Raw genomic sequence first — 24,174 nt, 5'->3', positions numbered from 1 at the left:
CTACGACAACGCCCGAAGCCGCAGGCCGCGCACGGGTGCGAAGTCGCGTCGGTTTCGGGTGACCAAGCCGAGCCCGTGTTCGATCGCCGTTGCCGCGATCAGGGCATCGGGAAGGCGAATGTCCGACTCGCGGCGGAGACGGCCGGCGCGATCGGCGACGGCTCGGTCTACGACGAGTTCTCGAGACGGCGCGAGCAGCGTCGCGATCGTGCTGCTCGCCGTTGTTCCGGCCAGCAGCTCGGCGCGTGTGATCACCGAGTAGTGCAGACGATGCTTCCGAGGTTGCAGTGACGTGGCGCCTTGGTGAGCCGCTCGCGTGCCCGGGGTGGGACTCGAACCCACACGTCCCGAAGGACAAGCGGTTTTGAGCCGCTCGCGTCAGCCAATTGCGCCACCCGGGCCTCCGGTGACGTTACCCGAGTGGCCTGGCGGTCTCCTCCGCGCAAAGGCTGAGGAGCAGCGGATACCCGTCGATCGCCGGCCCCCCACCGGGATGCACCTCGAAGTGGAGGTGCGGACCGGTCGCGTCGCCGGTCATGCCCACATAGCCGATGACGTCACCCGCGGCCACGAGGCGGTCGTCGCCCTCGTAGTGCGAGAAGTGCGCGGAGTAGTACGCGACCTGGTCAGTGCCGATGAGCCACGCGCCGTGCCCACCGGGGCCACCGTCGTCGTGACGCACGATCCCGTCGACCACCGCGACAACCGGCGTGTCGGTGACCGCGGGCATGTCGATGCCTTCGTGCACCATGTCACCGGGGCGGGGCTCACCGAAGTCGTCGGCGAAGACGACGAATCCGTCGACCGGGCATCGCGTGGCACCCGTCGGTATGTCCGAGGTCGCGCCGCGTCGGCGCTGGTCGTCGACCACTTGCTTCACCTTCTCGTACGCGGCGCCGGCGACCGTGAGCCGCTTCTGCAGCAGGTCTTGGAGCGGAGCCAAGCTGTCGATCGTGCGGGCCAGGTCGGCTCGTCGGGAGCGGAGCTGCTCCTCGCGTGCTTCGAGCTCGTGCGCCGTCGTGCGTAGTTCCGCCGCGAGATCGCGATCGCGGGTGGCGATGCTGCCGGTCAGAAGGGCAGCGCGCGCACCGTCGACGACGCTGTCGGTCTGGAGGAGCGCGTCGATCCGCTGGTCGTGCCCCACGTACAGCTGGACCGCCCGCTGCTTCATCGCGAGGCGCAGGAGGTCGGCCCTGTCCCTGAGTGCGGGGATGGTCCGCTCGGCGTCGGCGATCTCGTCCTCGAGCTTCGCCTGCTCTGACTGAGCGGCCGAGATCTTGTCGGAGAGCTCGGTGGCCTGCGCGCGGGCGGCCTCCAGCCGATCGCGCGCGAGAGAGAGCGCGTCGCGCTTCTGCTGATCGTCGGCGGTCACCCGATTTGGCGCGACCGCGCCCGAGGCCGTCGCGAAGACGACGAGTGCCATGAGCATCCGTCGGCGTCGCCGGTTCATGTCGTCCGCTCTCATTTCCGAAAAGCAGTGGCGCCCGGCCCGCGACCACCTATCGACCAAGTTGCCGGTTCCACTGAAGGCTGGTAGTCCGCGGCCCGACGGGTGGCGGGGCCGGGTCGTAGACTCCCGGCCCATGTCGCAGTCGATCCTGCAACGGCGCCTCGTCGACGTCAGCGAACGGCTCAAGCGCATCCGCGCCGAGCTCGGCGTCACCGAGGAGCAGCTCGTGTTCCTCGAGGAGGAGGCAGACGACGTCCGCCTGCGTGCCCTCGTGGCCGAGACCCCCCTGGCCGATGTCGAGGCTCGCGACGCACGCCGTCACGCCGATGCGCTCGCGCGGCACCGGGACTCGCTGCGCAAGACGGTGCAGGAGCTCGAGGGGGAGCAGGACCAGCTCCTCGATCGCATCTCGGCCGAGCTGTCGGCTCGCTGACGGCGACCGAGTGGCGGCGGACCGGGCCTCTCGGCCCACGCGCGTCGTCATCGCCGAGGACGAGGCGATCATCCGCCTCGATCTGCGGGAGCTGCTCGAGGAAGAGGGCTACGAGATCGCGGGCGAGACCGGTCGGGGCGACGAAGCCATCGATCTGGTTCGGGAGCTTCGGCCGGAGCTGGCGATCCTCGACATCAAGATGCCCGGTCTCGACGGGCTCTCCGCGGCCCGGCAGATCGCGGGCGAGCGTCTCGCCGCCGTGCTGATCCTCACCGCGTTCTCGCAGCGCGACCTTGTGGAGCAGGCACGCGACGCCGGCGCACTGGCCTATCTGGTCAAGCCGTTCCAGAAGACCGACCTCGTGCCCGCCATCGAGATCGCGCTCGGCCGATTCGCGGAGCTCGCCCTGCTCGAACAGGAAGTGGGGGACCTCCAGGGCCGGCTCGAGGCGCGCAAGACCGCCGACCGCGCGAAGGGGCGGCTGATGGACGAACACCGCATGACCGAGCAGGAGGCGTGGCGCTTCCTCCAGCAGCAGGCGATGAGCAACCGGGTGCAGATCGGCGAGATCGCGCGGCAAGTCGTCGAGGGTGAGCTCACACCCTGAAACGGTCGTACGCCGGGCGTACGCTGCGCGCATGGCGCGGAAGACTCCGGCGGAAGACGCACCGAAGCTCCTGTTGATCGACGGCCTGTCGCTCGCGTTCCGGGCGTTCTACGCGCTCCCTACCGACCTCGCCACTCCGAACGGCACGGTCACGAACGCGGTCTACGGCTTCACGTCGATGCTCGTGAAGGTGCTCACCGACGAGCGTCCCGACGAGATCGTGGTGGTATTCGACGCGCCGGGTCGCACCTTCCGCGACGATCTCGACGCCGACTACAAGGCGGGCCGTACAGCGACGCCCGATCTCTTCGTGCCGCAGCTTCCCCTCATCCACGAAGTGGTCGACGCGCTCCGCATCCCGACCCTCGAGATCGACGGGGTGGAGGCCGACGACGTGATCGCCACGTTGGCAACGCGCGCGGCGGAAGCCGGAACTGATGTGATCGTCGTCACCGGCGACCGCGACGCCTACCAACTCGTGCACGATCCGCACGTCAAGGTCCTCTACAACCGCCGCGGCGTGTCCGACTACGTGCTCTACGACGAAGCCGGGATCGTCGAGCGCACCGGGGTCACGGCTTCGCAGTATCCCGAGTACGCGGCGTTGCGCGGGGACCCGAGCGACAACCTGCCCGGCGTCGCGGGGATCGGTGAGAAGACGGCAGCGAAGCTCGTGTGCACCTACGGCAGCCTCGAAGGGATCTTCGAGCACCTCGAGGAGCTGCCGCCCAAGCAACGCCAGAACCTCGGCGAGGCGCGTGAGCGCGTGTTCCTGAACCGCGAGATGTCGCTCCTCGTGCGCGACGTGCCCCTCGACGTCACACCCGGCGAGCTGCGGCAAGGCCCGTGGGACCGCGAGCAGGTGCGGGTCCTGTTCGACCAACTCGCGTTCCGCACGTTGATGCCGCGCCTCCTCGTTGGCCTGGGTGAGACCGCCGCCGCGGTGGAAGCCGGGGCCAACACGCTCGACGTCGAGGTGGAGGTGCTGCGCGACGCCGCGGCCGTCGTGTCGCGGTTCGACGAGCTCGCGGTGAGCAGCGAGCCCTACGCGCTGGAGCCGCGCTGGGACGGTGCGCCGGTCACGAGCGCTCTGCGCGCGCTTGGCGTCGCGCACGGGAACCGCGCCGCGTATGTCGACGCCGAGCTGCTCACCGACCCGTCGGTCCGCGAGTCCCTCGCCCGGCTCGTGTCACTGAGTGGCCCGCCGCTGATCGCGCACCGCGCCAAGGAGCTGATGCACGGCCTCGACCTCGACGTCCGTTCGCTCGGTCACGACACCGCGGTGATGGCGTACCTGCTCGATCCCGCGGAGGGGAAGTACGTCCTCGACGACCTCGCGCTTCGCTACCTGTCGCTCGAAGTCCGCTCGGCCGACGCCGAGCCGGGAACGCTCGACCTCGACGGCGACGTGGAGACGGAGCAAACCGGGCGTCGCGCCGTCGCGGTACTTCGCCTCGCCGACGCGCTCGCGTCTGCGCTCGACGCGCGCGAGCTCACCGACCTCTACGAGCGCTTCGAGCTTCCCCTCGTGCGCGTCCTCGCGAAGATGGAAACGGCGGGAATCCGTATCGACCGCGAGTTCCTCGACGCGCTCCGAGCCGATTTGTCCCAGCAGTGCGAAGTGTTGGTTCGGCGCATTCACGCGCACGCGGGGGAGGAGTTCAACGTGAACTCCACGCCGCAGCTCCGCGCGATCCTCTTCGAGCGGCTCGGTCTCGTCCCGGTGAAGAAGACCAAGACCGGCCCGTCGACGGATGCCGATTCGCTGCAGAAGATGGCCGACGAGCACCCGATCGTCGAAGACCTGCTCCGCTACCGCGAAGTCGAGAAGCTGCGCAGCACCTACGCCGACGCGCTCCCGCCGCTCATCCGCGCCGACGGCCGAATCCACGCGACCTTCAAGCAGACCGACACCACCACGGGCCGCATCTCGAGTGAGGCGCCCAACCTCCAAAACGTCCCGGTACGCACCGCTGACGGGCGAGAGATGCGCCGAGCGTTCATCGCCGAGGAGGGCAACGGCCTGCTCACCGCCGACTACTCGCAGATCGAGCTGCGGGTGCTCGCGCACCTGGCGGAAGATCCCGGGCTGATCGACGCGTTCGAGCGCGGCGCCGATGTGCACACCGCCACCGCGGCCGCGGTGTTCCATGTACCCGAGTCGAAGGTCGACGACGCGCAGCGTCGGTTCGCCAAGGTCGTCAACTACGGGCTCGCGTACGGCATGGAGGCGTATGGGCTCGGCCAGCGCCTCGACATCCCCACCGGGGAAGCCGCCAAGATTCTCGAGGCCTACTTCGAGGGCTTCCCCAACGTGAAGACCTACATGCAGGAGACCGTGCGGGAGGCGCACGAGCGCGGCTACACCACCACGATCTTCGGTCGCCGGCGTCAGATCACCGAGCTCGCGTCCGACAACTTCCGCATCCGCCAGATGGGGGAGCGCATGGCGCAGAACGCACCGGTCCAGGGATCGGCTGCCGACGTGTTCAAGCTCGCCATGATCCAGCTCGACCACGCGCTGGAAGAAACCGGGTCGAACGCGCAGATGCTCCTCACGGTGCACGACGAGCTGGTGCTCGAAGTCCCGGTCGACGAGCGCGAGCGCACCGAGTCGATCGTGCGCGAGGTGATGGAGAACGTCACCGAACTGCGCGTGCCGCTCGTCGTCGACATCGGCTTCGGCCCCACCTGGGCCGAAGCGAAGTAAGGGCGCCCGGTGCGTACCTCCGCAACGCGTTCACGAAGGGCACGTGGGCGTGGGTCGTTCGGTTGACTTCCTGCAGCTCGCGCGTGAGGTGGCGGAGGCCGAATGCCTCGCCGTCACCGTTGCTGCTCCTCGCGCGGCGACCTGCACTTTCGGAACCTGCGCTTTCGGAATAGGGGCTCCAAGCTGTAGCCTGGCGCGTTGGGCCTCGTTCCGGGGCCCGTCACTCGCGCTTGGTTGTATGCCGGCGCCCGAGCATTCATCCGTTTCGAGGAGCACAGTTGTCGCAGCAGGACGCGACGGAGGCATCGGAAGCCTCCGTCCCCGAGGACAGCGGGGCCACGGCGGAGACGCCCACCCCCGAAACAACCGATACAGCCGCCCACATCGACACCGGCGAAGCCGATTCCGAGGAACAGCCGGAGCCGAACGGTCTCGTCGTGCTCGACGACCTCGGCGGGCTCTCGTTTGCCGACGCCGTCGACGCGACGATCGTCGAGTTCGACGACGGCGACATCGTCACCGGGCGTGTCGTCAAGATCGACAGCGACGAAGTGCTGCTCGACATCGGTTTCAAGTCCGAAGGGGTCATCCCGTCGCGCGAGCTCTCGATCCGCAACGACGTCGACCCCCACGAGATCGTCTCGCTCGACGACGAGCTCGAAGCGCTCGTGTTGCAGAAGGAAGACAAGGACGGCCGACTCATCCTCTCGAAGAAGCGGGCGCAGTACGAGCGCGCGTGGGGGACGATCGAGGAGATCAAAGAGAAGGACGGCATCGTCAAGGGGCCGGTCATCGAAGTCGTCAAGGGTGGCCTCATTCTCGACATCGGCCTGCGTGGCTTCCTGCCCGCATCGCTCGTCGACCTTCGCCGCGTGCGCGATCTGCAGCCCTACGTCGGCCGCGAGATCGAGTGCAAGATCATCGAGCTCGACAAGAACCGCAACAACGTCGTGCTCTCGCGGCGCGCGTATCTCGAAGAGACCCAGCGCGAGCAGCGCGACGAATTCCTCACCAACCTGAAGCCCGGCGAGATCCGCGAGGGCGTGGTGTCGTCGGTGGTGAACTTCGGTGCTTTCGTCGACCTCGGTGGCATGGACGGTCTCGTCCACGTGTCCGAGCTGTCGTGGAAGCACGTCGATCACCCCAGCTCCGTCGTGCAGGTCGGCGACGAAGTCACAGTGCAAGTGCTCGACGTCGATCTGTCACGAGAGCGCATCTCCCTGTCCTTGAAGGCCACGCAGCAGGATCCATGGCAGGAGTTCGCCGGCGGTCACGGGGTCGGCGAGCTCGTGTACGGCCGCGTCACCAAGCTCGTCCCGTTCGGCGCTTTCGTGCAGGTGGGCGAGGGGATCGAAGGTCTCGTGCACATCTCGGAGATGGCGGTGCATCACGTCGAGGCGCCCGAGCAGGTCGTGACCCCGGGTGAGGAGCTCTGGGTGAAGATCATCGACATCGACCTCGATCGGCGCCGCATCTCGCTGTCGATCAAGCAGGCTGCCGAGGGCGGTGTCGTCGCCGCGGAGTACCAGGACCACTTCGGTGAGCACGCCTACGACGAGCAGGGCAACTACATCGGCCCGGTCTACGAGGAAGGCCCCGAGGCCGGATCGCCAGAGGCCGGAGCGACCACCGTCGCACCCGAGGACTCGGTGGCCACCGAGGTCGCGGTCGCTACCGAGGTCGCGGAAGGCGCTCCGAGCGGCGACAACGAGGTCGAAGGGCCCTAATTGCCCCGGGACTCCCGTCCCCGCCTCACATCCGACTCAAGACCGGCTGCGGTCAGGCCGACGATTCCTTTGCGAGAGAAGGTTTTCTTCGAGGGGAGTCGCGGTGTCGAATCGCCGAACGCTGATGGCCGCCGCCGCCATCGTCCTCGCCGCTGTCGCGGGGATCGGGGTGTACGTGTACGCCTCGAACGCCGACAAGCGCGCGCAAGACAACGCGCGCTTTGTCGACGCGCTGGTCGCGACGAGCGACATCGCGAAGGGCACGACCGGCCGAGAGGCGCTGCAAGCCGGCCTGATCCAGAAGGAGAAGGTCGCGCGTGGGTCGGTGCCGTCGTCGATCGTCACGAACGTCAACGACCTGGTCGACAAAGTCACGCCCGGCCGTATCGACACGAAGCAGTTCATCACCGCGCAGACGTTCGTCTCCGCGGAGGAGGGTGTCGGCGGGCCGTTCGCGCAGGCGATCGCGAAACAAGATCTTGTCGCGGTCACCGTCAACGTGGACGCGGAGCGCGGCGTCGCGAACCAGATTGCCCCGGGCGATCACGTCGATATCGCCACGACCACCACTGACGAGAACGGCGTCGCGACCACGACGTGGTTCCTCCGGAACGTGAAGGTGCTCGCGGTCGGGGCCTTGACCGTGCAACAGCAGCCGGTCGCGCAAACGAGCGACGGCGCGACCGCGCCGCCCGCGGTGCAGTCCGGGCTGCTGACCTTCGAGGTCACGTCCGAAGACGCGCTGAGTGTCATCGACGCGAACAACGGGCAGAGCAAGATGTACCTGGTGCTGCTGCCGCCGAAGCTCGGCTCGAGCAGCGGTGGTACGGCGGCGCCGGCGAGCGGCTCTCGGTAGACGCGGTGGAGTCGTTCGCCACGGTCGCGCCTGTAGGCGTCGAGACTGCCGGCTTCGACGTCGCGGTCATCGAACCGGACTACACGCTCCGGACGAGACTCGCGGTCGAGCTGGCCGAGGCCGGGCAATTCGAGACGATCGAAGAGTTCGTCCAGAACCTGCGCGGCGCGCGACCCGTCGTAGCGGTCTTCGGGCCCAGCTTCGTGAGCACGATGGGCTTCCAGCACGTGCATCGGCTCACCGGCGCGCACCCCGAGGTGGGCGCCGTGTTCGCGGTGAACGAGCTCTCGACCGACGTGCTGCAGCAAGCGCTCCGCGCGGGCGCTCGGGACGCAGTCGTGATCGGCGGCGAGGCGAGTCTGCACCAGTCCGTCGATCGCGTGGGCGAGCTGCTCGCCGGCTCGGTCACGCGCACGTCGCAGACACCTGCGACGCGCATGAGCGATCCGGGACGCTTGATCGTGGTGTTCTCACCGAAGGGTGGGGTGGGGAAGACTTGCATCGCGATCAACGTCGCGGTCGCGATGGCCATCCGATCGGCGAATCCGGTGGTGCTCGTCGACGCCGACCTGCAGTTCGGCGACGTCTCGGTCATGCTCGGACTCCCGCCGCAGCACACCGTGCTCGATGCCGCAGCAGCCGCGCAGTACGGCGACGTGGAGCTCGTGCAGACCCTCGCGGCGCGTCACGAGAGCGGTCTGCTCGTGCTCCCCGCGCCCATCGAGCCGATGCCGACCGACGCGATGTTGCCGGGCGAGATGGTCAACATCTGCGGTGCGCTGCAAGCGATGGCGGGGCACGTGATCGTCGACCTCCCCTCGGTCTTCAACGAGTACGTGCTCGCACTCATCGAAGCCGCCGACGAGGTGCTCCTGGTCGGGAGCATGGACATCCCGAGCATCAAGAACCTCAAGATCGGGATGCAGACGCTCGACCTCAACGCCCTCGCAGGTTCGAAGCTCCGCCTCGTGCTGAACCACGCGAACGCGAAGGTGAAGCTCGACGTGAAGGAGATCGAGCGCGTGCTCGGTCTGAGCGCGAACTTCGCAGTGCCCGACGACCTCGCCGTCCCGATGTCGGTGAACGCAGGCGTGCCCGTACTGCTCGACGACCCGAAGGCGCCGGTCGCGCGCGCGCTCGACCGCATCGCCGAGTCGCTGCTGGGAGCAGGGGCGCGGAGCAAGAACGGAAGCGGAAGGCGCGGCAAGTGACGACTGAGGACCTCACACCATGACGCAGACCCAGCACCCACAAGGGCAACCGCCTGCAGCACCGCAGTCGCCGCCGGCCCAACCGCCGCCTGCGGCACAGCAGCCTCCGGCACAGCAGCCGCCGCCCAACCGTCCGGCGCCCAACCGGTGGGCGGACCGCGGCCCCGGCAGCTCGCAGCGCGAGCAGGCACTCGAGGAGATGCGCCAGAAGATGCACCAGTTCGTGATCCACGAACTGGGGCCGCTCCTCTACGACCAACGGGTCAGCGAGGCGGACCTGCGGCGCCAGGTCGACGAGCAGCTCCATCGCGCGCTCTCGCAGGAGCGGCTCGCCCTCACGGGCGCGGAGCGCCAGCAGCTCGTGCAGTCGGTCACCGACGACGTCCTCGGGTACGGGCCCATCGACCAGCTGCTCCGTGACCCGGACATCACCGAAGTCATGGTGAACGGCCCGACGCATGTGTACGTCGAACGCGCGGGGCGCATCGAGCAGTCGAGCGTGCGCTTCGTCGACGAGGTGCACGTCCGCCGAATCATCGACAAGATCGTGAGCCAGGTTGGCCGCCGCGTCGACGAAGCGAATCCAATGGTCGACGCGCGACTCCCCGACGGTTCCCGTGTGAACGTCATCGTGCACCCGCTCGCAATCGGCGGGCCGTTCATGACGATCCGAAAGTTCGCGAAGGACCCCTACATGGTCGACGATCTGATCAACTTCGGAACCCTCACCCCACAAGTGGCGCACTTCATCAACCTCTGCGTGCGCGGTCGTCTCAACGCCGTTGTCAGCGGTGGTACCGGCACCGGGAAGACGACGCTGCTGAACGTGCTCTCGAGCTTCATCCCCGCCGAGGAGCGCATCGTGACCGTGGAGGACGCCAAGGAGCTCCAGCTCCACCAGGAGCACGTGCTCCCGCTGGAAGCGCGCCCACCGAACATCGAGGGCGCGGGCGAGGTCCGGATCCGTGAGCTCGTGCGCAACGCCCTCCGTATGCGCCCCGACCGCATCGTGGTCGGTGAGGTCCGTGGCGGCGAGGCCCTCGACATGCTCCAGGCCATGAACACCGGTCACGACGGTTCGATCACGACTGTCCACTCGAACTCACCGCGCGACACGCTGTCCCGGATCGAGACGATGACGCTCATGGCGGGCATGGACCTGCCCGTGCGAGTCGTCCGTGAGCAGATGGCATCCGCCCTCGACCTCGTCGTCCACCTCGCGCGCCTCCGGGACGGCACCCGTCGGATCACCCAGGTGAGCGAAGTGATGGGCATGGAGGGCGACGTCGTCGTGCTCCAAGACATCTACACGTTCGACTTCTCGATGGGGATCGACGAGGACGGCAAGTTCCGCGGACACCTCAAGAGCACCGGAATCCGCCCGTCGTTCTCGGAACGTCTCGCCGACTACGGCATCTCCCTCGACCCGTCGCTCTTCTCGAACCAGTCCGCGGGCCAGTCCGGGGGCCAGTCCGGGGGCCAGTCCGTAGGCCAGTCCGTGGGCAGGCCGGGAGGAGGTCGGTGACCACTGTCGAGCTACTGGCGATCGCCGCCCCGACGAAGGTCGTCTTCGCCGGCTTGCTCGCGGTCGCGGTACTCGCATTCGCACTCTCGCTCCTGTTCATGTCTCCGCCGAAGCGGGGGAGTATCGAGGAGCGCCTCGGCGAGCTCGTGCCCGACCAGTCGCAGGAGGTCGAGGACTTCAACCCGCACCAGCGACCCGACCAGGTGTTCGCGGAGACGGCCGTGCTCAAGCGCATGGTCGGACTCACCGGACGGCTCGCCGATCGTGCCGGGCTCCTGAGTCGCACCGAGGACGCGCTCGAACAGGCGGACCTGCCGCTACGGCCTCCCGAAGCGCTGTTCTTCTACTTCACCGGAGTGTTCGTCGTCGCGTTGTTCGGAATCATGGTCTTCCCGCTCGGTCTGGCGATGATCCTCGCGTTTGCCGCCGCGATCGTGCCGGTCGCGCTGCTGCACCGCCGCCGCAAGAAGCGCCTGCGTGAGTTCCAGGTGCAGCTGCCCGACACGCTGAACCTGCTCTCCGGGTCGATGCGAGCCGGCTTCTCGTTCGCGCAGGGCCTCGAGTCGGTGGCGAACGAGGCGACCGAACCCACGCGGCGCGAGCTCCAGCGCGTGTTCACCGAATCGCGCCTCGGTCGGCCGATCGAGGACGCGCTCGAAGACTCGGCCAACCGCATGACGAGCGTCGACCTGATGTGGGCGGTCATGGCCATCCGCATCCAGCGGGAAGTGGGTGGGAACCTCGCCGAGCTGCTCGACACCGTGGCGGACACGATGACGCAGCGCGAGCGGATCCGTCACGAGATCAAGGCCCTCACCGCCGAGGGACGTTTCTCCGGAATCATCCTCGGGATCTTCCCGATCGCGTTCGCGGGTGTGCTCTACCTGGTGCAGCCCGACTACATCAGCGAGCTGTTCCACAACTCGATCGGCATCATGGCGATCATCGCGTCGGGCGTGATGACGTTCTTCGGCTTCCTGTGGCTCCGCAAGATCCTGGCGATCGAGGTGTGACGTGACTCCCGTGATGATCTCGCTCGTGCTGGCGACGTCGATCGCCGCGCTGACCTTCGTCGTGGGGTCGGTCACCGCCGAGCGCGCCGACGTGCGCGAGTCGCTGCGCCGGCTCGAGGGTTATCAGATCCAGGACGTGCGCGACCAGGAGATGCTGGCGCCGATCAGCGAGCGCGTGTTCACGCCGCTCTTGGAGGGTCTCACCGGAGTCGCGCGACGGTTCACGCCCGCCGGGTTCGGCGAGGGAGTGGCCGGCAAGCTCGTGTTCGCGGGCAGTCCGCCGAACCTCAACGTCGACAAGATCCTCGTGATGAAGCTCCTCGGGATCGTGTCGGTGCTGGTCTGGGCGCCGCTCGTCCTCGCGCTGGGCCTCAAGGGTCTCGTGGCACTGGTTGCGATCGCGCTGCTCTGGGGCGCGTCGTTCCTGTATCCCGACGTGCTCATCAACCGGAAGATCGACGAGCGCCAGAAAGAGATCTCGCGCAAGCTTCCCGATGTCCTCGACCTGCTCGTGATCTCTGTGGAAGCCGGTCTCGGTTTCGAGCAGGCGCTGGATCGCACCTGTACTGCGGTGCCCGGCGCGTTGTCCGACGAGTTCCGCCGCATGCTGCACGAGATCCGCATCGGTTCGTCGCGGGCCAACGCGCTCCGCGCGATGGCCGACCGCACCGCCGTCCGCGAGTTGCGGGCCTTCATCCTCGGCATGCTCCAGGCCGACACCTTCGGTGTGTCGATCTCCCGCCTGCTGCGCTCGCAGGCCGACGAGATGCGCATCCGCCGCCGCCTCCGGGCGCAGGAGCAGGCGCAAAAGGCACCGGTCAAGATGCTGTTCCCCCTGGTGTTCTGCATCTTCCCGTCGATCTTCGTCGTGATCATCGGGCCCGCGTTCATCCAGATCTCGCGCTCGCTCTGAGGTCATGACTGCAACGCCCACCCTCGCGCGAGCAAAGGCGGCTGCCCCGGCGCGTTCCCCGGAGCACGTCGACGAGCAGACGCCAGACCGGCACACCCTCGGACTCGGCGTGGTGTTCTCGGCGGTGTTCGGGCTCTTCGGCTGGGCGGTCGGGATCTCGGGCCTGTCCGACAACTCGTTCTTCTGGCACCTGCGCACCGGCGAGTACATCCTCGACCACGGCATCCCGCATCACGACGTGTTCTCCTACACCGCAGCCGGCACGCCATGGGTCGCGCAGTCGTGGCTCGCCGAGGTCACCTACGGCGCCTTGTTCCGAATCTCCGGCGCCTTCGGCGTGCGGCTCTTCGTGGGGCTGGTCGGTGCGTGTATCGGTGTGCTCGCGTACCGCCTCGCGCTGCGGCTGGTACGCGACCGGGCCGTCGCGTGCGGCATCACGCTGGCCGCGCTCGCGGGGATCTACGCGCTGTGGTCGGAGCGGCCGCTGCTGATCGGCGTGCTCTTCTTCCTCGTGCTGCTCTGGACGGTCGAGGTACCCGACAGCCTCGTCGGCCGACACCCGATGATCGTGCTGCCCGTCGTCTTCTGGTTGTGGGCCAACGTGCACGGAAGCTTCGCGCTCGGATTCACCTACCTCGGGCTGCACCTCCTCGGTCGTTGGATCGACGGCGCGCGTCCGTGGGAGGGGCGGGAGCGCCTGCTGCTCGCCGGTGCGGCGGTCGGCTTTGCGGTGGCGTTCGTGAACCCGTACGGCGCCGAGCTGGTGACCTTCCCGATCTCGCTCCTGTCGAGGGGCGACATCCTCTCGCACATCATCGAGTGGCGGTCGCCGGACTTCCGCAAGATCTACGGGTTCGCACTCGGAATCTGGATCGCGGTGTACGTCGGCGCGCTGGCCCGTGGTCGCAACCGCGTGTCACGGCGCGATCTCGTCGTCACGCTGCCGATGCTCTTCCTCGCGCTGTGGGCGCTGCGCAACGTCGCGATCGCACCGTTGGTGGGTCTACCGGTGGTGGCGCGCGCGTTCGCACGTGACGAGGAGCGTTCCGACGGGACGCGTCGCACGATTGTCGTGGGCGCGCTCTCGCTGATCGCGTTCCTGGGTCTCGTCATCGGGTTGCGAGCGTCGCAGCAGCGCGACTTCGCGTTCGCGACGTATCCGGTGAAGGCCATGGACTACGTGAAGGACAACGGCCTGCTGGGGACCCGACTCCTCACGAGCGACTCCGACTCGGGTTACGTGATCCTCGAGTACTACCCGGAGCAGCGAGTGTTCATCGACGACCGCTACGACATGTACCCGACCAAGCTGATCTACGACTACTTCACTGTCGACGATGGGAAGCCCGGGTGGAGCAAGGTCCTCGACCGCTACGACGTCGAGACCGTCGTATGGAACCGCGGCAGCTCATTCGCGGCGCAGCTCAACGCCTCACCCGACTGGCGCCGCGTCCACCGCGACAAGACCCGCGCCGTGTGGGTGCGATCCCGCTGATCGCTTACTGCGACTCCGCGAGCGCTCGCACGATCGCCAGCTCGGTCAGTGACAGTTGTTCGGGCGGACGCTCGAAATCCATGGGGTGGAGCAGTGCCACGTGGGGGTTGCACGCGAAGCGCACGTGAGAACCGGTGTTGGCGCCGCTCGCGTGGACGATGAACGGGTGCATGAACACAACGTCGCCGGCTCGGCCGGTGATCTCGACGACCTCGATCGCGCTCAGCGGGAGCGGTAGCTCGCTGGTCAGGGCAGCCTGGTCGATGCCGTCGGGCTCCGCCTCGGCGATGATCCGGGCAACGCGCCGGTGTGACCCAGCAAAGATTGCAGTCCCGCCGTCGCCTCGCTCGATGTCGGAGAACATGAAGATGCTCACCATGGCCTTCTCGGGGACGCGGAGGGTGTGGTGGAACCCCTCGCCGTCGACGTGCCACCCGAGTTGGTCGAACGCGCATCCGGCCGCGAATCCCGGGAACAGCACCGGCCACCAGCCGTAGCCCTCGTCGAACGACCATCGCTCGGCGCCAAGGATGTCGTCGAACGCGTCGACGAGGCGATCGTTCATGACGCTCGCGAAGGGTCCGTCGGAGAACCCGTAGCGAAGATGGACCGTCGGCTCTGTCCAGGCTTCGGGTTGGTCCAGAGCGAGCTCCAGTGCATCCCACACGACCTGCTGTCCGGCTTCGGCGACGGAACGCGGGAAGCAGTTGCGCACCACGACGTAGCCGTCGTCGAGGAACCGCTCGATGTCGTCGGTGGAGAGAACCTTGGCCACGGTTGCTACACCCCGGGTTTGACGACGAGCTCGAACGTAGTGGTCGCCATGAGGGGTACGTAGCCCATCGCGGTGTTGATACCCATCATCGCGGCGTTGCTGTCGGCGTTCCCGGTTCGGATGTCGGTGACCTCCGGCCAGTCGTGCATGATGCGGATGCTGTGCATACCCGCGAGCCCGCCATCGGGCGCGCGCGCCACCAGGGTCCAGACCTCGCCGCCGAGCGCGGCCACTCCTTGCTCCCAGTCGCGGATCAGCGCCGGCGTGAAGATGCTGTCGTTGGTCTCGAGGTCGTCCAGTGGCGCGTCGTTCATGACGTGGTACAGATCGGCGAACGCGGCGAGGTGTTCGTCGGGGGTCGGGCCGTCCCAGCCGATGAGCTCGTAGCCCGGTGCACGCGCGGGGCCCTCCCGGACCCAGCGCTCGAGCTCGGCGCGGTCGACGTCGGCTACGGCCAGATGGTTGACGCGCCCGAGCGAGACCGCCCGGGCGCCGTGGGCCTCCGCGAACGCCGAGCCCGCGGGTACCTGCGACGTGGTCCAAGACGTCAGGCGCGTGCGGCCGTTCGCCCGCCCGAAGGCGACGAGATGCTCGAGGAGCAAAGTGCCCACGCCTCGCCGACGGTGATCGGGGTGCACGCACACGCTGACACCGAGCAGATCGGGCGTCTCGTCGTCTTCGGGATCGATCCGGCAGAAGGCGTGCCCGACGAGCTCGCCGCGCGTATCCCGGGCCCGAACGACGTGATCTCGGACCCGCGCCGGCTGCGCGCGTCGGAAGGCGATGACTGCGTCGGCCGGAACCGGCGGATCATCTGGCCAGCGCTCGGCATCGAGCAGCCGGCCGTGAATTTCGTCCGGACGCGACGAGAGGGCCCCGGACCGAGTCCGAAGCCCTCTCCGTCTCGACTGGCTTCTTTGCGAACTACGGGTTCGGTAGCCGGCTGACCGTGCTGCCGGCCTCGTCGAACTTGGTGCTCATCTGGTCGCGGAGGAACACGACCGCCGCGATGACCGCGAGCGCGATCAACGCGACGAGCAGGATGTACTCGACCATGCTGGCCCCGCGCTCACTCTTCGTAAACCTGGCAGAAAGCCAAGTCCGCACTACGAACAGGTCCATTCGGTTTGCCCCTCTTCTCGTGTCAACGGTGTCGGCTGCCCGGCCATCACCGTGGTCTTGCCCCACAAGTACATCGGCGGAATCCCGTCGGGACTTGAAGAAGCCCCGCTGGGATCCGCCGACGAACGTCACATTTTTCGAAGACGGGTGTTCAGCTGCCGTTCGAGCTGAGCTTGCTGCCGGCGTCGTCGAACTTGGTGCTCACCTGATCACGGAGGAAGACCACTGCTGCAATCACCGCGAGGGCGATGAGGGCCACCAGGAGGATGTACTCCACCATGCTGGCGCCCCGCTCGTCCTTGGTGAACTTGGCCTGCAGCCAGGTCCGCAATACGAACATGTTCATCAACCGACCCCTTCCGATCGTTTCGAGGCCATGCCCGGGGCTGGACTGTGGTGTCTGTCACACAAAGAATCGGCGGGACCCTCCCGAGACTTGAAAAAGTCCTGGGAAGGATCCCGCCGAAGCAGAGCGGTCTCGCTGGTAGCCGGTTCAGCTACCGTTCGAGCTGATCTTGCTGCCGGCGTCGTCGAACTTGCTTGACACCTGGCCACGCAGGAACACAACCGCCGCGATCACGGCGAGTGCGATCAACGCGACGAGCAGGATGTACTCCACCATGCTTGCGCCACGCTCGTCCTTGGTGAACTTGGCCTGCAGCCAGGTCCGCAACACGAACAGATTCATGTACTGGCCCCTTCTTGTCTCAACCCCGTACGGGTCTGGGAACGGGCTTGGCTGCCCGCTGGAGAGAGCTATCGGCACCGATGGGCCGAGGGTTGAGCACTCTGCGCGCGAATCGCGGTCAAGTAGCATCCGTCACAGCATGTTGCTGGTGGGGCTGACGGGGGGCATCGGGTCCGGGAAGTCGACCGTCGGCCGCATGCTGCAGGACAAGGGCGCCACGGTGGTGGACGCCGACGAGGCTGCCCGGGCGATCGTAGAGCCCGGGCAGCCCGCCCTGGCGGCCCTGGTCGAGCGCTTCGGCAGCGGGATCCTCCTCCTGGACGGTCGTCTGGACCGAGCCGGCCTCGCGCGGATCGCGTTCACCGACGAGCAGAGCCGCCTCGCCCTCAACGGGATCACGTGGCCGGCCATCGTGGAACAGTTCTCGGAGCGCATCGCGGAGGCACCCGCCGACGCCATCGTCGTCTGCGACGCCCCGCTCTTGGCCGAGGGCGGCCCCGGGCGCGAGCGCGAGTTCGCGGCCGTCATCGTGGTTGAGTCACCGCGCGACATCCGCCTCGCTCGACTCGAGGAACGTGGCATCGCCCGCGACGACGGCGAACGCCGGATGGCCGCGCAGGCAGGCGACGACGAACGGCGGGTGTTCGCCACGTACGTGCTCGACAATTCCGGCGATGTCGAGGCGCTCGCCCGGCAGGTCGACGAGGTGTGGGCGGACCTCGAGCGCCTGCGCGAGGAACAGCACGGGGAGTGAGCGTCGTACCCCGCGTTTAGAGTCGTCCCGTGCCCGCGCTCGAAGTGGTCTCCGATCTGTCACCTGCCGGCGATCAGCCGGAAGCGATCGACGCGCTCGCGGTCGGAATCGAACGCGGCGACAAGTTCCAGACGCTGCTCGGCATCACCGGCTCCGGCAAGAGCTTCACCACCGCCGGCGTGATCGCGAAGGTCAACCGGCCCACGCTGGTCCTCGCGCCCAACAAGAGCCTTGCGGCGCAGCTCACCAGCGAGTTCCGCGAGCTCTTCCCGAAGAACCGCGTCGAGTACTTCGTGTCCTACTACGACTACTACCAGCCTGAGGCGTACCTGCCGTCCACCGACACCTACATCGAGAAGGACTCGTCGATCAACGACGAGATCGACCGGCTGCGCCACTCCGCCACCAGCGCGCTGATGTCGCGGCGCGACGTCGTGATCGTCGCGTCGGTGTCGGCGATCTACGGGCTCGGCGGTCCCGACGAGTACGCGAAGCAGTCGCTGATCCTCGACGTGGGGGAGGAGCGCGACCAGCGCGCGATCCTCGCCCGGCTCGTCGAGCTCCAGTACGACCGCAACGACATCGCTTTCGCCCGCAACAAGTTCCGGGTGCGGGGCGACACCATCGAGGTGTTCCCCGCGTACGAGGAGCGGGCCGTCCGTATCCAGCTCTTCGGTGACGAGGTCGAACGCATCGCTTCGGTCGACCCGCTCACCGGCGAGGTCGTCGAGGAGGTGGACCGGCTCGTCCTCTTCCCGGCTTCGCACTACGTCACCGACGACGAGCACATGCGGGCCGCGATCGAGGGCATCGAGGTGGAGCTCGCAGAACGGCTTGCGTATCTCGAGGGGCACGGGAAGCTGCTCGAAGCGCAACGGCTCCGGATGCGCACTACCTACGACCTCGAGATGATGCGTGAGATCGGGGTGTGCTCCGGCATCGAGAACTACTCGCGTCACCTCGACGGCCGCAGCCCCGGCCAGAGACCGTTCACGCTCCTCGACTACTTCCCCGACGACTTCGTCTGTGTCGTCGACGAGTCGCACGTCACGGTGCCGCAACTCCACGGCCAGTTCGAGGGTGACCGCTCCCGCAAGGAGACATTGGTCGAGCACGGGTTCCGGCTGCCCTCCGCCATGGACAACCGACCCCTCCGCTTCGAGGAGTTCACGGAGGTGGTGAACCAGGTCGTCTTCCTGTCGGCCACGCCGAGCCCGTACGAGCTCGAGGTGTCCACGCAGGTCGCAGAGCAGATCGTGCGGCCCACCGGGCTCATCGATCCCGAGGTCGTCGTGCGCCCCACGCGTGGCCAGATCGACGACCTGGTCGCCGAGATCCGCACGCGCACCGATCGCGACCAGCGCGTCCTCGTCACCACGCTCACCAAGAAGATGGCCGAGGACCTTACGGACTACCTCGTCGAGCTCGGCCTGCGCGTCCGCTACCTGCACAGCGAGGTCGACACCCTCGAACGCGTCGAGATCCTGCGTTCGCTCCGGCTCGGCGAGTTCGACGTGCTGGTCGGCATCAACCTGCTCCGTGAGGGGCTCGACCTGCCCGAGGTGTCGCTCGTCTCCATCCTCGACGCCGACAAAGAGGGGTTCCTCCGCTCCGGCACGTCGCTCATCCAGATGATCGGACGCGCCGCACGCAACGTCGACGGCCAAGTGATCATGTACGCCGACCAGATGACCGACTCGATGCGCCACGCGATCTCGGAGACGAACCGGCGACGCAAGAAGCAGTTCGAGTACAACGCTGCGCACGGCATCGACCCGCAGACCGTGCGCAAGAAGGTCACCGACATCCTCGAGATGTTGCGCGGTTCCGACGGTGACGCCGCGCCGTCGCGCGGTCGCGGCCGGCGTGCACGCGGCGGTCGTGACCAAAGGCAGCGGTCTGCTGTGTTCGACCTCTCCGACGTGCCGCCGGACGATCTCGGACGGCTCATCCAGACGTTGCAAGACGAGATGGCCGATGCCGCGCGGGATCTGCGGTTCGAAGAGGCGGCCCGGTTGCGCGACGAGATCCAGGAGTTGAAGCGCGAGTTGCGCGCCGTGTCCTGACTCCTTGTCGGAGCGTGTCCTCGTCGGGGTTGTCGCCGGCGCACTCGCACCGGTTGCACTTCTCGAGGGCGCCCTTGGATCCGGCGGAGCCCCTGCGGCTTCCTCCTGCGTCGGAAGCCGGCTCTTCGAGCCGGGTCTCCGCCGGCGGGCGCATCCTCTCGAAGTGACCGGTGCGGTCCGCCGGCTACCGATCAAGCTCGGTGCGCAGGGCACACGCGACCCGTTGGCGTCACGCTCGCGGTGATCGCCGTGGTCGCGTCGTACCCGGCGCGGTTCGGTGCGCTGGTCGATTGGCGTATCGGAGTGCGCGGCGAATATCCCGCGACGGCAGTGAACGCGAGCGGCCTTCACGATGTTGATGCGTTCGTGGTCGGTCGGGGATTCGGTGGCCGCGTCTGGGTCCTCGTGTGGATGGATCGCGGACTGTCGGCGGAGCACCTCGAACGTTGCGCGCCGACCTGGACCGACGGGTGGCTTCTCTGCCTCCGAACATCCGTTCGATGAGCTGCCGGAGCGGGTACTGTGACGGCCTGTGGGTGGGTCGATCCGGATCCGGGGAGCGCGTGAGCACAACCTCCGCAATGTCGACGTCGAGCTGCCGCGCGACAAGCTGATCGTCTTCACCGGTCTCTCGGGATCGGGGAAGTCGTCGCTCGCGTTCGACACGATCTACGCGGAGGGCCAGCGACGCTACGTCGAGTCGCTGTCGGCATACGCGCGGCAGTTCCTCGGCCAGATGGACAAGCCCGACGTCGATTTCATCGAAGGCCTCTCGCCGGCGATCTCGATCGACCAGAAGTCGGCCTCGCGCAACCCGCGGTCCACCGTCGGCACGATCACCGAGATCTACGACTACCTCCGCCTCCTCTACGCGCGCATCGGCGTGCCGCATTGTCCGACCTGTGGACGGGTGATCACGCGCCAGACGCCCCAGCAAATCGTCGACCGCGTGCTGCAACTTCCCGAAGGCACCAGGTTCCAGGTGCTCGCGCCGGTGGTGAGGGGTCGCAAGGGCGAGTACGAAGGGATGCTCAAGGAGCTCGCGCAGCAGGGCTACACCCGCGCCCGCGTCGACGGTGAGATCGTCGACCTCGGGAGTGGCAGCCCCCTCGCCCGTTACGAGAACCACACCATCGAGGTCGTGGTCGACCGTCTCGTACGACGACCGGGAATCGAGCGCCGGCTCACCGACTCGCTCGAGACCGCGCTGCGCCTCGCCGAAGGCGTCGCCGAAGTGGAGATCGTCCCGACGCAGAGCGGCGAGGGAGCGGAAGCGAACGAGCTCGCCGGAGCAGCGAACGGCCCGAAGGGCGACGGGCGGGTATCCCGCCCGTCGAGTGAGCGCGACCAAGAGCAGGAGCGGATGACGTTCTCCGAGCATCTCGCGTGCACGCACTGCGGGATCTCTTTCGACGAGCTCGCGCCGCGCAACTTCTCGTTCAACTCACCGTACGGCGCGTGCGAGCGGTGCGCAGGTCTGGGCACGCGCTTCGAGGTCGATCCGGAGCTCGTCGTGCCCAACGACGACCTGTCGATCAGTGAGGGCGCGATCGCGGCGTGGGCGGGGTTCCGGAGTCACTACTTCGAGCGGGTGCTCGAGTCGGTGGCGGCGGAGAGCAGCTTTTCGCTCGACACGCCGTGGAAGAAGTTGAAGAAGAGCGCGAAGAACGGAGTGCTCCACGGCACCGGCGGCACGCAGATCAAGGTGTCGTACCGCAATCGCTACGGCCGGCAACGCTCGTACACCACCCAGTTCGAGGGCGTCGTCCCGTGGCTCGAGCGGCGCCACCAGGAATCCGAGAGTGATCGCGCACGCGAGCAGATCGAGGGCTATATGCGCGAGGTCCCGTGCGCGGCGTGCAACGGTGCCCGACTCCGCCCCGCGTCGCTCGCGGTGACCATCGGCGACATGAACATCTACGAGGTCGGCGAGCTCTCGATCAGCAAGGCCTCGAAGTTCCTGGGCTCGCTCGATCTGTCCGAGCGCGATCGGATGATCGCCGAGCGCGTCGAGAAGGAAGTGAACGAGCGTCTGCGGTTCCTGCTCGACGTCGGCCTCGACTACCTCACGCTCAACCGCTCCTCGGCCACGCTCGCCGGGGGTGAGGCACAACGCATCCGCTTGGCGTCGCAGATCGGGAGCGGCCTCGTCGGTGTGCTCTACGTGCTCGACGAGCCGTCGATCGGCCTCCACCAGCGCGACAACCAGCGCCTCATCGACACGCTCGTGCGGCTGCGCGACATCGGCAACACCGTGATCGTCGTCGAGCACGACGAAGAGACGATCCGCGTGGCCGACCACGTCGTCGACATCGGCCCCGGCGCCGGCGAGCACGGCGGTGAGATCGTCGTAGCAGGCACGTTGAAAAAGATGCTCGCCGAGCCGCGGTCGATCACGGGCCAGTACCTCGCGAAGAAGCGCACGATTCCGATTCCCGAGATCCGCCGCACGCCGGGCGACGCGTGGATCACCGTGCGCGACGCGCACGAGCACAACCTCCAGCACATCGACGTGGAGTTCCCGCTCGGGTGCTTCATTACCGTCACCGGTGTGAGCGGCAGCGGCAAGAGCACGCTCGTGAGCGACATCCTGTACCCGTCGCTGATGCAGAAGATCTACCGCTCGCGTGACGTTCCGGGCCGGCACAAGAGCATCGAGGGCACCGAGCACATCGACAAGGTCATCAACATCGACCAGTCGCCGATCGGTCGCACGCCGCGTTCGAACCCCGCCACGTATACCGGTGTCTTCGACAAGATCCGCACCCTGTTCGCATCCACGCAGGAATCGAAGGTCCGCGGCTACCTCCCCGGCCGGTTCTCGTTCAACGTGAAGGGCGGCCGGTGCGAGGCGTGTGCCGGTGACGGGACGATCAAGATCGAGATGCACTTTCTCCCGGATGTGTACGTGCCGTGCGAGGTGTGCAAGGGCGCCCGTTACAACCGCGACACGCTCGACGTCACGTTCAAGGGCAAGAACATCGCCGAGGTGCTCGATCTCTCGATCGAGGAGGGCCTCGAGTTCTTTGCCAACCAGCCCACCATCGCGCGGCACCTGCAGACGCTGGTCGACGTCGGGCTCGGCTACGTGCGTCTCGGCCAACCCGCACCCACCCTCTCGGGTGGTGAAGCGCAGCGCGTGAAGCTGTCGTCGGAGTTGGGCAAGCGCGCGACGGGGCGGACGCTGTACATCCTCGACGAGCCCACCACCGGGTTGCACTTCGAAGACGTTCGACGGCTGCTCGGTGTTCTCCAACGGCTCGTCGAACAGGGGAACACGGTGATCGTGATCGAGCACAACCTCGACGTGGTGAAGTCGGCCGACTGGATCGTCGATCTCGGCCCCGAAGGCGGCGACGCCGGCGGCGCCGTCGTCGTGGAGGGCACCCCCGAGCACGTGGCGAAGACGGCCGAGAGCCACACCGGCCGTTTTCTCGCGCCGGTGCTCGGGATCACGTAGCCCGCTTGCTGCCTCAACGGCGCCGGCACGAGCTCACCTCATCGCTCCGACGTCGTCCCGCTCGCCGAGAAGGCCGCCTGCGGCGGCGTGAGGTTCGCCTCCATAGTCGCTCTTCCGCGACCTCGACCGTCGCCTTCGTCACAAATCTCCGACGTCCCGGGAGCGCCATGTCAGTGGATCAGCAGGCCCGCTCCAGATCGGGCAATCACGTGCGCGTGGCCGATGACGGCGAACGGGCTATCACGCGATGGGAGTTGCTTCGCGAAGTCGATGGCTACGCGGGCCACTTGCCCATCGTCACACGCACGTATCGGCTGCCGGATGGATCACGAGCCGAGTGGTCGCGAAACTCGGCGACTGAAACGAGGCTCACCTCGCAGACCTCACCCGATTCATTCCGCGGTGCGACAATCTGATCTCAGCAAGAGATCGATCTTGCGGCGTCGATCTCATGCGATTGCCGGAGCGGAGACGACTCGTAGGTCACCGAACCACGCGCCAGAACCGCTCGGTCAGACGGGTTCGATTCTTTTGGCCGTCAATGTGCTCAGCGGCGACTGAAGGCCAAAAGAACGCCGCGCTGCGTACGGAACTGCGGAGTTCCGTGAACCGTACCTGCGTGCATGAGAATGGCGTGGTGAACGTGGATGACCCGTCCCTCTGGGAGCAGCACGCGGAGTGGTGGCAGCGCGAGTTCACCGACGGCGCCGACCCCGAGTACGAGGAGCAGATCCTCCCGCTGATCGACCGGCACCTGGCCGGCACGCGTCGGGTGCTCGACATCGGATGTGGTGAGGGACAGGTCGCGCGCCGCGCGGCGGCGCTCGGCGCGGTGGTCGTCGGCGTCGATCCCACTCACGCGCAGATCACGGTTGCCAAGCAACGGGCGGGCGGGCCCTTCTACGCCCGAGCCGTCGCTGACGACCTGCCGTGCCCGTCGGGCGCCTTCGACGCGGTCGTGATGTGCCTCGTGATCGAGCACATCGATCCGATCGAACCCTGCATCCACGAGATCGCTCGGGTTCTCGCCCCGGGTGGCCGTTTCCTCCTCCTGCTGAACCACCCGCTCCTCCAAACCCCCGGCAGCGGCTGGATCGACGACCACATCCTCGAGGAGCAGTACTGGCGGGTGGGCCCGTACATCCATGACGACGGGACCCTCGAGCAGGTAGCTCCTGGAATCGATCTGCCCTTCATGCACCGCCCATTAGGCCGATACGTACACGTGATGGGTGAGGTGGGTCTGCTGATCGAAGACATGGACGAACCACCGCCTCCGCCGGGCTTCCTCGCTTCGGCGCAGGAGTACCGCGACGCGGCCGCAATCCCGCGGCTGATGTTGATCCGCGCCCGTCGCGTGGAGTGACCG

21 protein-coding genes and 1 tRNA gene are annotated in these 24,174 nt (G+C 67.3%); 14 read left to right on the top strand and 8 right to left on the bottom strand.

Going from position 1 to position 24,174, the window contains the following annotated elements; translation table 11 throughout:
* From WD271_01840 to WD271_01830, 3 genes are all read right to left on the bottom strand, one after another.
* Window positions 1-342, bottom strand: coding sequence for a PIN domain-containing protein (locus tag WD271_01840; GenBank protein MEX1006568.1), 342 nt, complete (start codon window positions 340-342; stop codon window positions 1-3).
* Window positions 318-401 (bottom strand) — tRNA-Leu (locus WD271_01835). Before WD271_01835 ends, WD271_01840 begins: the two co-directional genes overlap by 25 nt.
* Before the next feature lie 11 nt (window positions 402-412).
* Window positions 413-1,465: a peptidoglycan DD-metalloendopeptidase family protein gene (locus tag WD271_01830; protein ID MEX1006567.1), complete on the bottom strand. Its 1,053-nt coding sequence runs from the start codon at window positions 1,463-1,465 to the stop codon at window positions 413-415.
* Window positions 1,466-1,583: 118 nt separating this feature from the next.
* Between WD271_01830 and WD271_01825 the strand changes: the two genes are divergently transcribed.
* The 10 genes from WD271_01825 (at window position 1,584) to WD271_01780 (ending at window position 13,940) form a co-directional block, all read left to right on the top strand.
* Window positions 1,584-1,883: a hypothetical protein gene (locus tag WD271_01825; GenBank protein MEX1006566.1), complete on the top strand. Its 300-nt coding sequence runs from the start codon at window positions 1,584-1,586 to the stop codon at window positions 1,881-1,883.
* 10 nt (window positions 1,884-1,893) lie between these two features.
* The gene (locus WD271_01820) at window positions 1,894-2,490 is read left to right on the top strand and encodes a response regulator (GenBank protein MEX1006565.1); all 597 of its coding nucleotides are present in this window, start codon (window positions 1,894-1,896) and stop codon (window positions 2,488-2,490) included.
* A 31-nt stretch (window positions 2,491-2,521) separates the two neighbouring features.
* Window positions 2,522-5,200: a DNA polymerase I gene (polA, locus tag WD271_01815; protein MEX1006564.1), complete on the top strand. Its 2,679-nt coding sequence runs from the start codon at window positions 2,522-2,524 to the stop codon at window positions 5,198-5,200.
* 383 nt (window positions 5,201-5,583) lie between these two features.
* Window positions 5,584-6,927 carry a 30S ribosomal protein S1 gene (gene rpsA / locus WD271_01810; protein ID MEX1006563.1) on the top strand — a complete coding sequence of 448 codons (1,344 nt, stop codon included), beginning with the start codon at window positions 5,584-5,586 and terminating at the stop codon, window positions 6,925-6,927.
* A 103-nt stretch (window positions 6,928-7,030) separates the two neighbouring features.
* On the top strand, window positions 7,031-7,783 hold the full coding sequence (cpaB, locus tag WD271_01805) for a Flp pilus assembly protein CpaB (protein MEX1006562.1): 753 nt from the start codon (window positions 7,031-7,033) through the stop codon (window positions 7,781-7,783).
* Window positions 7,784-7,788: 5 nt separating this feature from the next.
* A complete protein-coding gene (locus WD271_01800) occupies window positions 7,789-8,994 on the top strand; it encodes a P-loop NTPase (protein MEX1006561.1) in 1,206 nt (401 codons plus the stop codon).
* Between the two features lie 19 nt (window positions 8,995-9,013).
* The gene (locus tag WD271_01795; protein MEX1006560.1) at window positions 9,014-10,519 is read left to right on the top strand and encodes a CpaF family protein; all 1,506 of its coding nucleotides are present in this window, start codon (window positions 9,014-9,016) and stop codon (window positions 10,517-10,519) included.
* Window positions 10,516-11,532 carry a type II secretion system F family protein gene (locus WD271_01790; protein ID MEX1006559.1) on the top strand — a complete coding sequence of 339 codons (1,017 nt, stop codon included), beginning with the start codon at window positions 10,516-10,518 and terminating at the stop codon, window positions 11,530-11,532. Before WD271_01795 ends, WD271_01790 begins: the two co-directional genes overlap by 4 nt.
* 1 nt (window position 11,533) lies before the next feature.
* Window positions 11,534-12,445, top strand: coding sequence for a type II secretion system F family protein (locus tag WD271_01785; GenBank protein ID MEX1006558.1), 912 nt, complete (start codon window positions 11,534-11,536; stop codon window positions 12,443-12,445).
* 4 nt (window positions 12,446-12,449) lie between these two features.
* Window positions 12,450-13,940, top strand: a complete 1,491-nt coding sequence (locus WD271_01780; GenBank protein MEX1006557.1) for a hypothetical protein — start codon at window positions 12,450-12,452, stop codon at window positions 13,938-13,940.
* Window positions 13,941-13,944: 4 nt separating this feature from the next.
* Here WD271_01780 and WD271_01775 read toward each other — a convergent pair whose 3' ends face one another.
* From WD271_01775 to WD271_01755, 5 genes are all read right to left on the bottom strand, one after another.
* Window positions 13,945-14,715, bottom strand: a complete 771-nt coding sequence (locus WD271_01775; protein ID MEX1006556.1) for a phytanoyl-CoA dioxygenase family protein — start codon at window positions 14,713-14,715, stop codon at window positions 13,945-13,947.
* A gap of 5 nt (window positions 14,716-14,720) precedes the next feature.
* A complete protein-coding gene (locus WD271_01770; protein ID MEX1006555.1) occupies window positions 14,721-15,500 on the bottom strand; it encodes a GNAT family N-acetyltransferase in 780 nt (259 codons plus the stop codon).
* Window positions 15,501-15,639: 139 nt separating this feature from the next.
* Window positions 15,640-15,837, bottom strand: coding sequence for a Flp family type IVb pilin (locus WD271_01765; protein ID MEX1006554.1), 198 nt, complete (start codon window positions 15,835-15,837; stop codon window positions 15,640-15,642).
* Window positions 15,838-15,988: 151 nt separating this feature from the next.
* A complete protein-coding gene (locus WD271_01760; protein MEX1006553.1) occupies window positions 15,989-16,183 on the bottom strand; it encodes a Flp family type IVb pilin in 195 nt (64 codons plus the stop codon).
* 147 nt (window positions 16,184-16,330) lie between these two features.
* Window positions 16,331-16,525, bottom strand: a complete 195-nt coding sequence (locus tag WD271_01755) for a Flp family type IVb pilin (protein MEX1006552.1) — start codon at window positions 16,523-16,525, stop codon at window positions 16,331-16,333.
* Window positions 16,526-16,664: 139 nt separating this feature from the next.
* Between WD271_01755 and coaE the strand changes: the two genes are divergently transcribed.
* The 4 genes from coaE to WD271_01735 all read left to right on the top strand — a co-directional run bounded on the left by coaE (window position 16,665) and on the right by WD271_01735 (window position 24,171).
* Window positions 16,665-17,279, top strand: a complete 615-nt coding sequence (coaE, locus tag WD271_01750; GenBank protein ID MEX1006551.1) for a dephospho-CoA kinase — start codon at window positions 16,665-16,667, stop codon at window positions 17,277-17,279.
* Window positions 17,280-17,308: 29 nt separating this feature from the next.
* Window positions 17,309-19,345 (top strand): excinuclease ABC subunit UvrB, encoded by a 2,037-nt coding sequence (gene uvrB, locus WD271_01745; GenBank protein ID MEX1006550.1) that lies wholly within the window; start codon window positions 17,309-17,311, stop codon window positions 19,343-19,345.
* 532 nt (window positions 19,346-19,877) lie between these two features.
* Entirely contained in the window at window positions 19,878-22,805 is a 2,928-nt protein-coding gene (gene uvrA, locus WD271_01740; protein MEX1006549.1) for an excinuclease ABC subunit UvrA, read from the top strand.
* A gap of 643 nt (window positions 22,806-23,448) precedes the next feature.
* Window positions 23,449-24,171, top strand: coding sequence for a class I SAM-dependent methyltransferase (locus tag WD271_01735; GenBank protein ID MEX1006548.1), 723 nt, complete (start codon window positions 23,449-23,451; stop codon window positions 24,169-24,171).
* Window positions 24,172-24,174 lie beyond the last annotated feature (3 nt).

This window comes from Acidimicrobiia bacterium, from assembly GCA_040880805.1.
Taxonomy (GTDB): Bacteria; Actinomycetota; Acidimicrobiia; order IMCC26256; family DASPTH01; genus DASPTH01.
Note: the sequence above shows the minus strand (reverse complement) of the source record. Positions and strands in the feature narration are given on the sequence as shown.

What these genes read in the sequence shown, in the direction of transcription:
- WD271_01830 (MEX1006567.1), bottom strand. Translation starts at nt 1,465, where the DNA reads ATGAGAGCGGACGACATGAACCGGCGACGCCGACGGATGCTCATGGCA.
- WD271_01825 (MEX1006566.1), top strand. Translation starts at nt 1,584, where the DNA reads ATGTCGCAGTCGATCCTGCAACGGCGCCTCGTCGACGTCAGCGAACGG.
- polA (MEX1006564.1), top strand. Translation starts at nt 2,522, where the DNA reads ATGGCGCGGAAGACTCCGGCGGAAGACGCACCGAAGCTCCTGTTGATC.
- WD271_01795 (MEX1006560.1), top strand. Translation starts at nt 9,014, where the DNA reads ATGACGCAGACCCAGCACCCACAAGGGCAACCGCCTGCAGCACCGCAG.
- WD271_01780 (MEX1006557.1), top strand. Translation starts at nt 12,450, where the DNA reads ATGACTGCAACGCCCACCCTCGCGCGAGCAAAGGCGGCTGCCCCGGCG.
- WD271_01765 (MEX1006554.1), bottom strand. Translation starts at nt 15,837, where the DNA reads ATGGACCTGTTCGTAGTGCGGACTTGGCTTTCTGCCAGGTTTACGAAG.
- WD271_01760 (MEX1006553.1), bottom strand. Translation starts at nt 16,183, where the DNA reads ATGAACATGTTCGTATTGCGGACCTGGCTGCAGGCCAAGTTCACCAAG.
- WD271_01755 (MEX1006552.1), bottom strand. Translation starts at nt 16,525, where the DNA reads ATGAATCTGTTCGTGTTGCGGACCTGGCTGCAGGCCAAGTTCACCAAG.
- coaE (MEX1006551.1), top strand. Translation starts at nt 16,665, where the DNA reads ATGTTGCTGGTGGGGCTGACGGGGGGCATCGGGTCCGGGAAGTCGACC.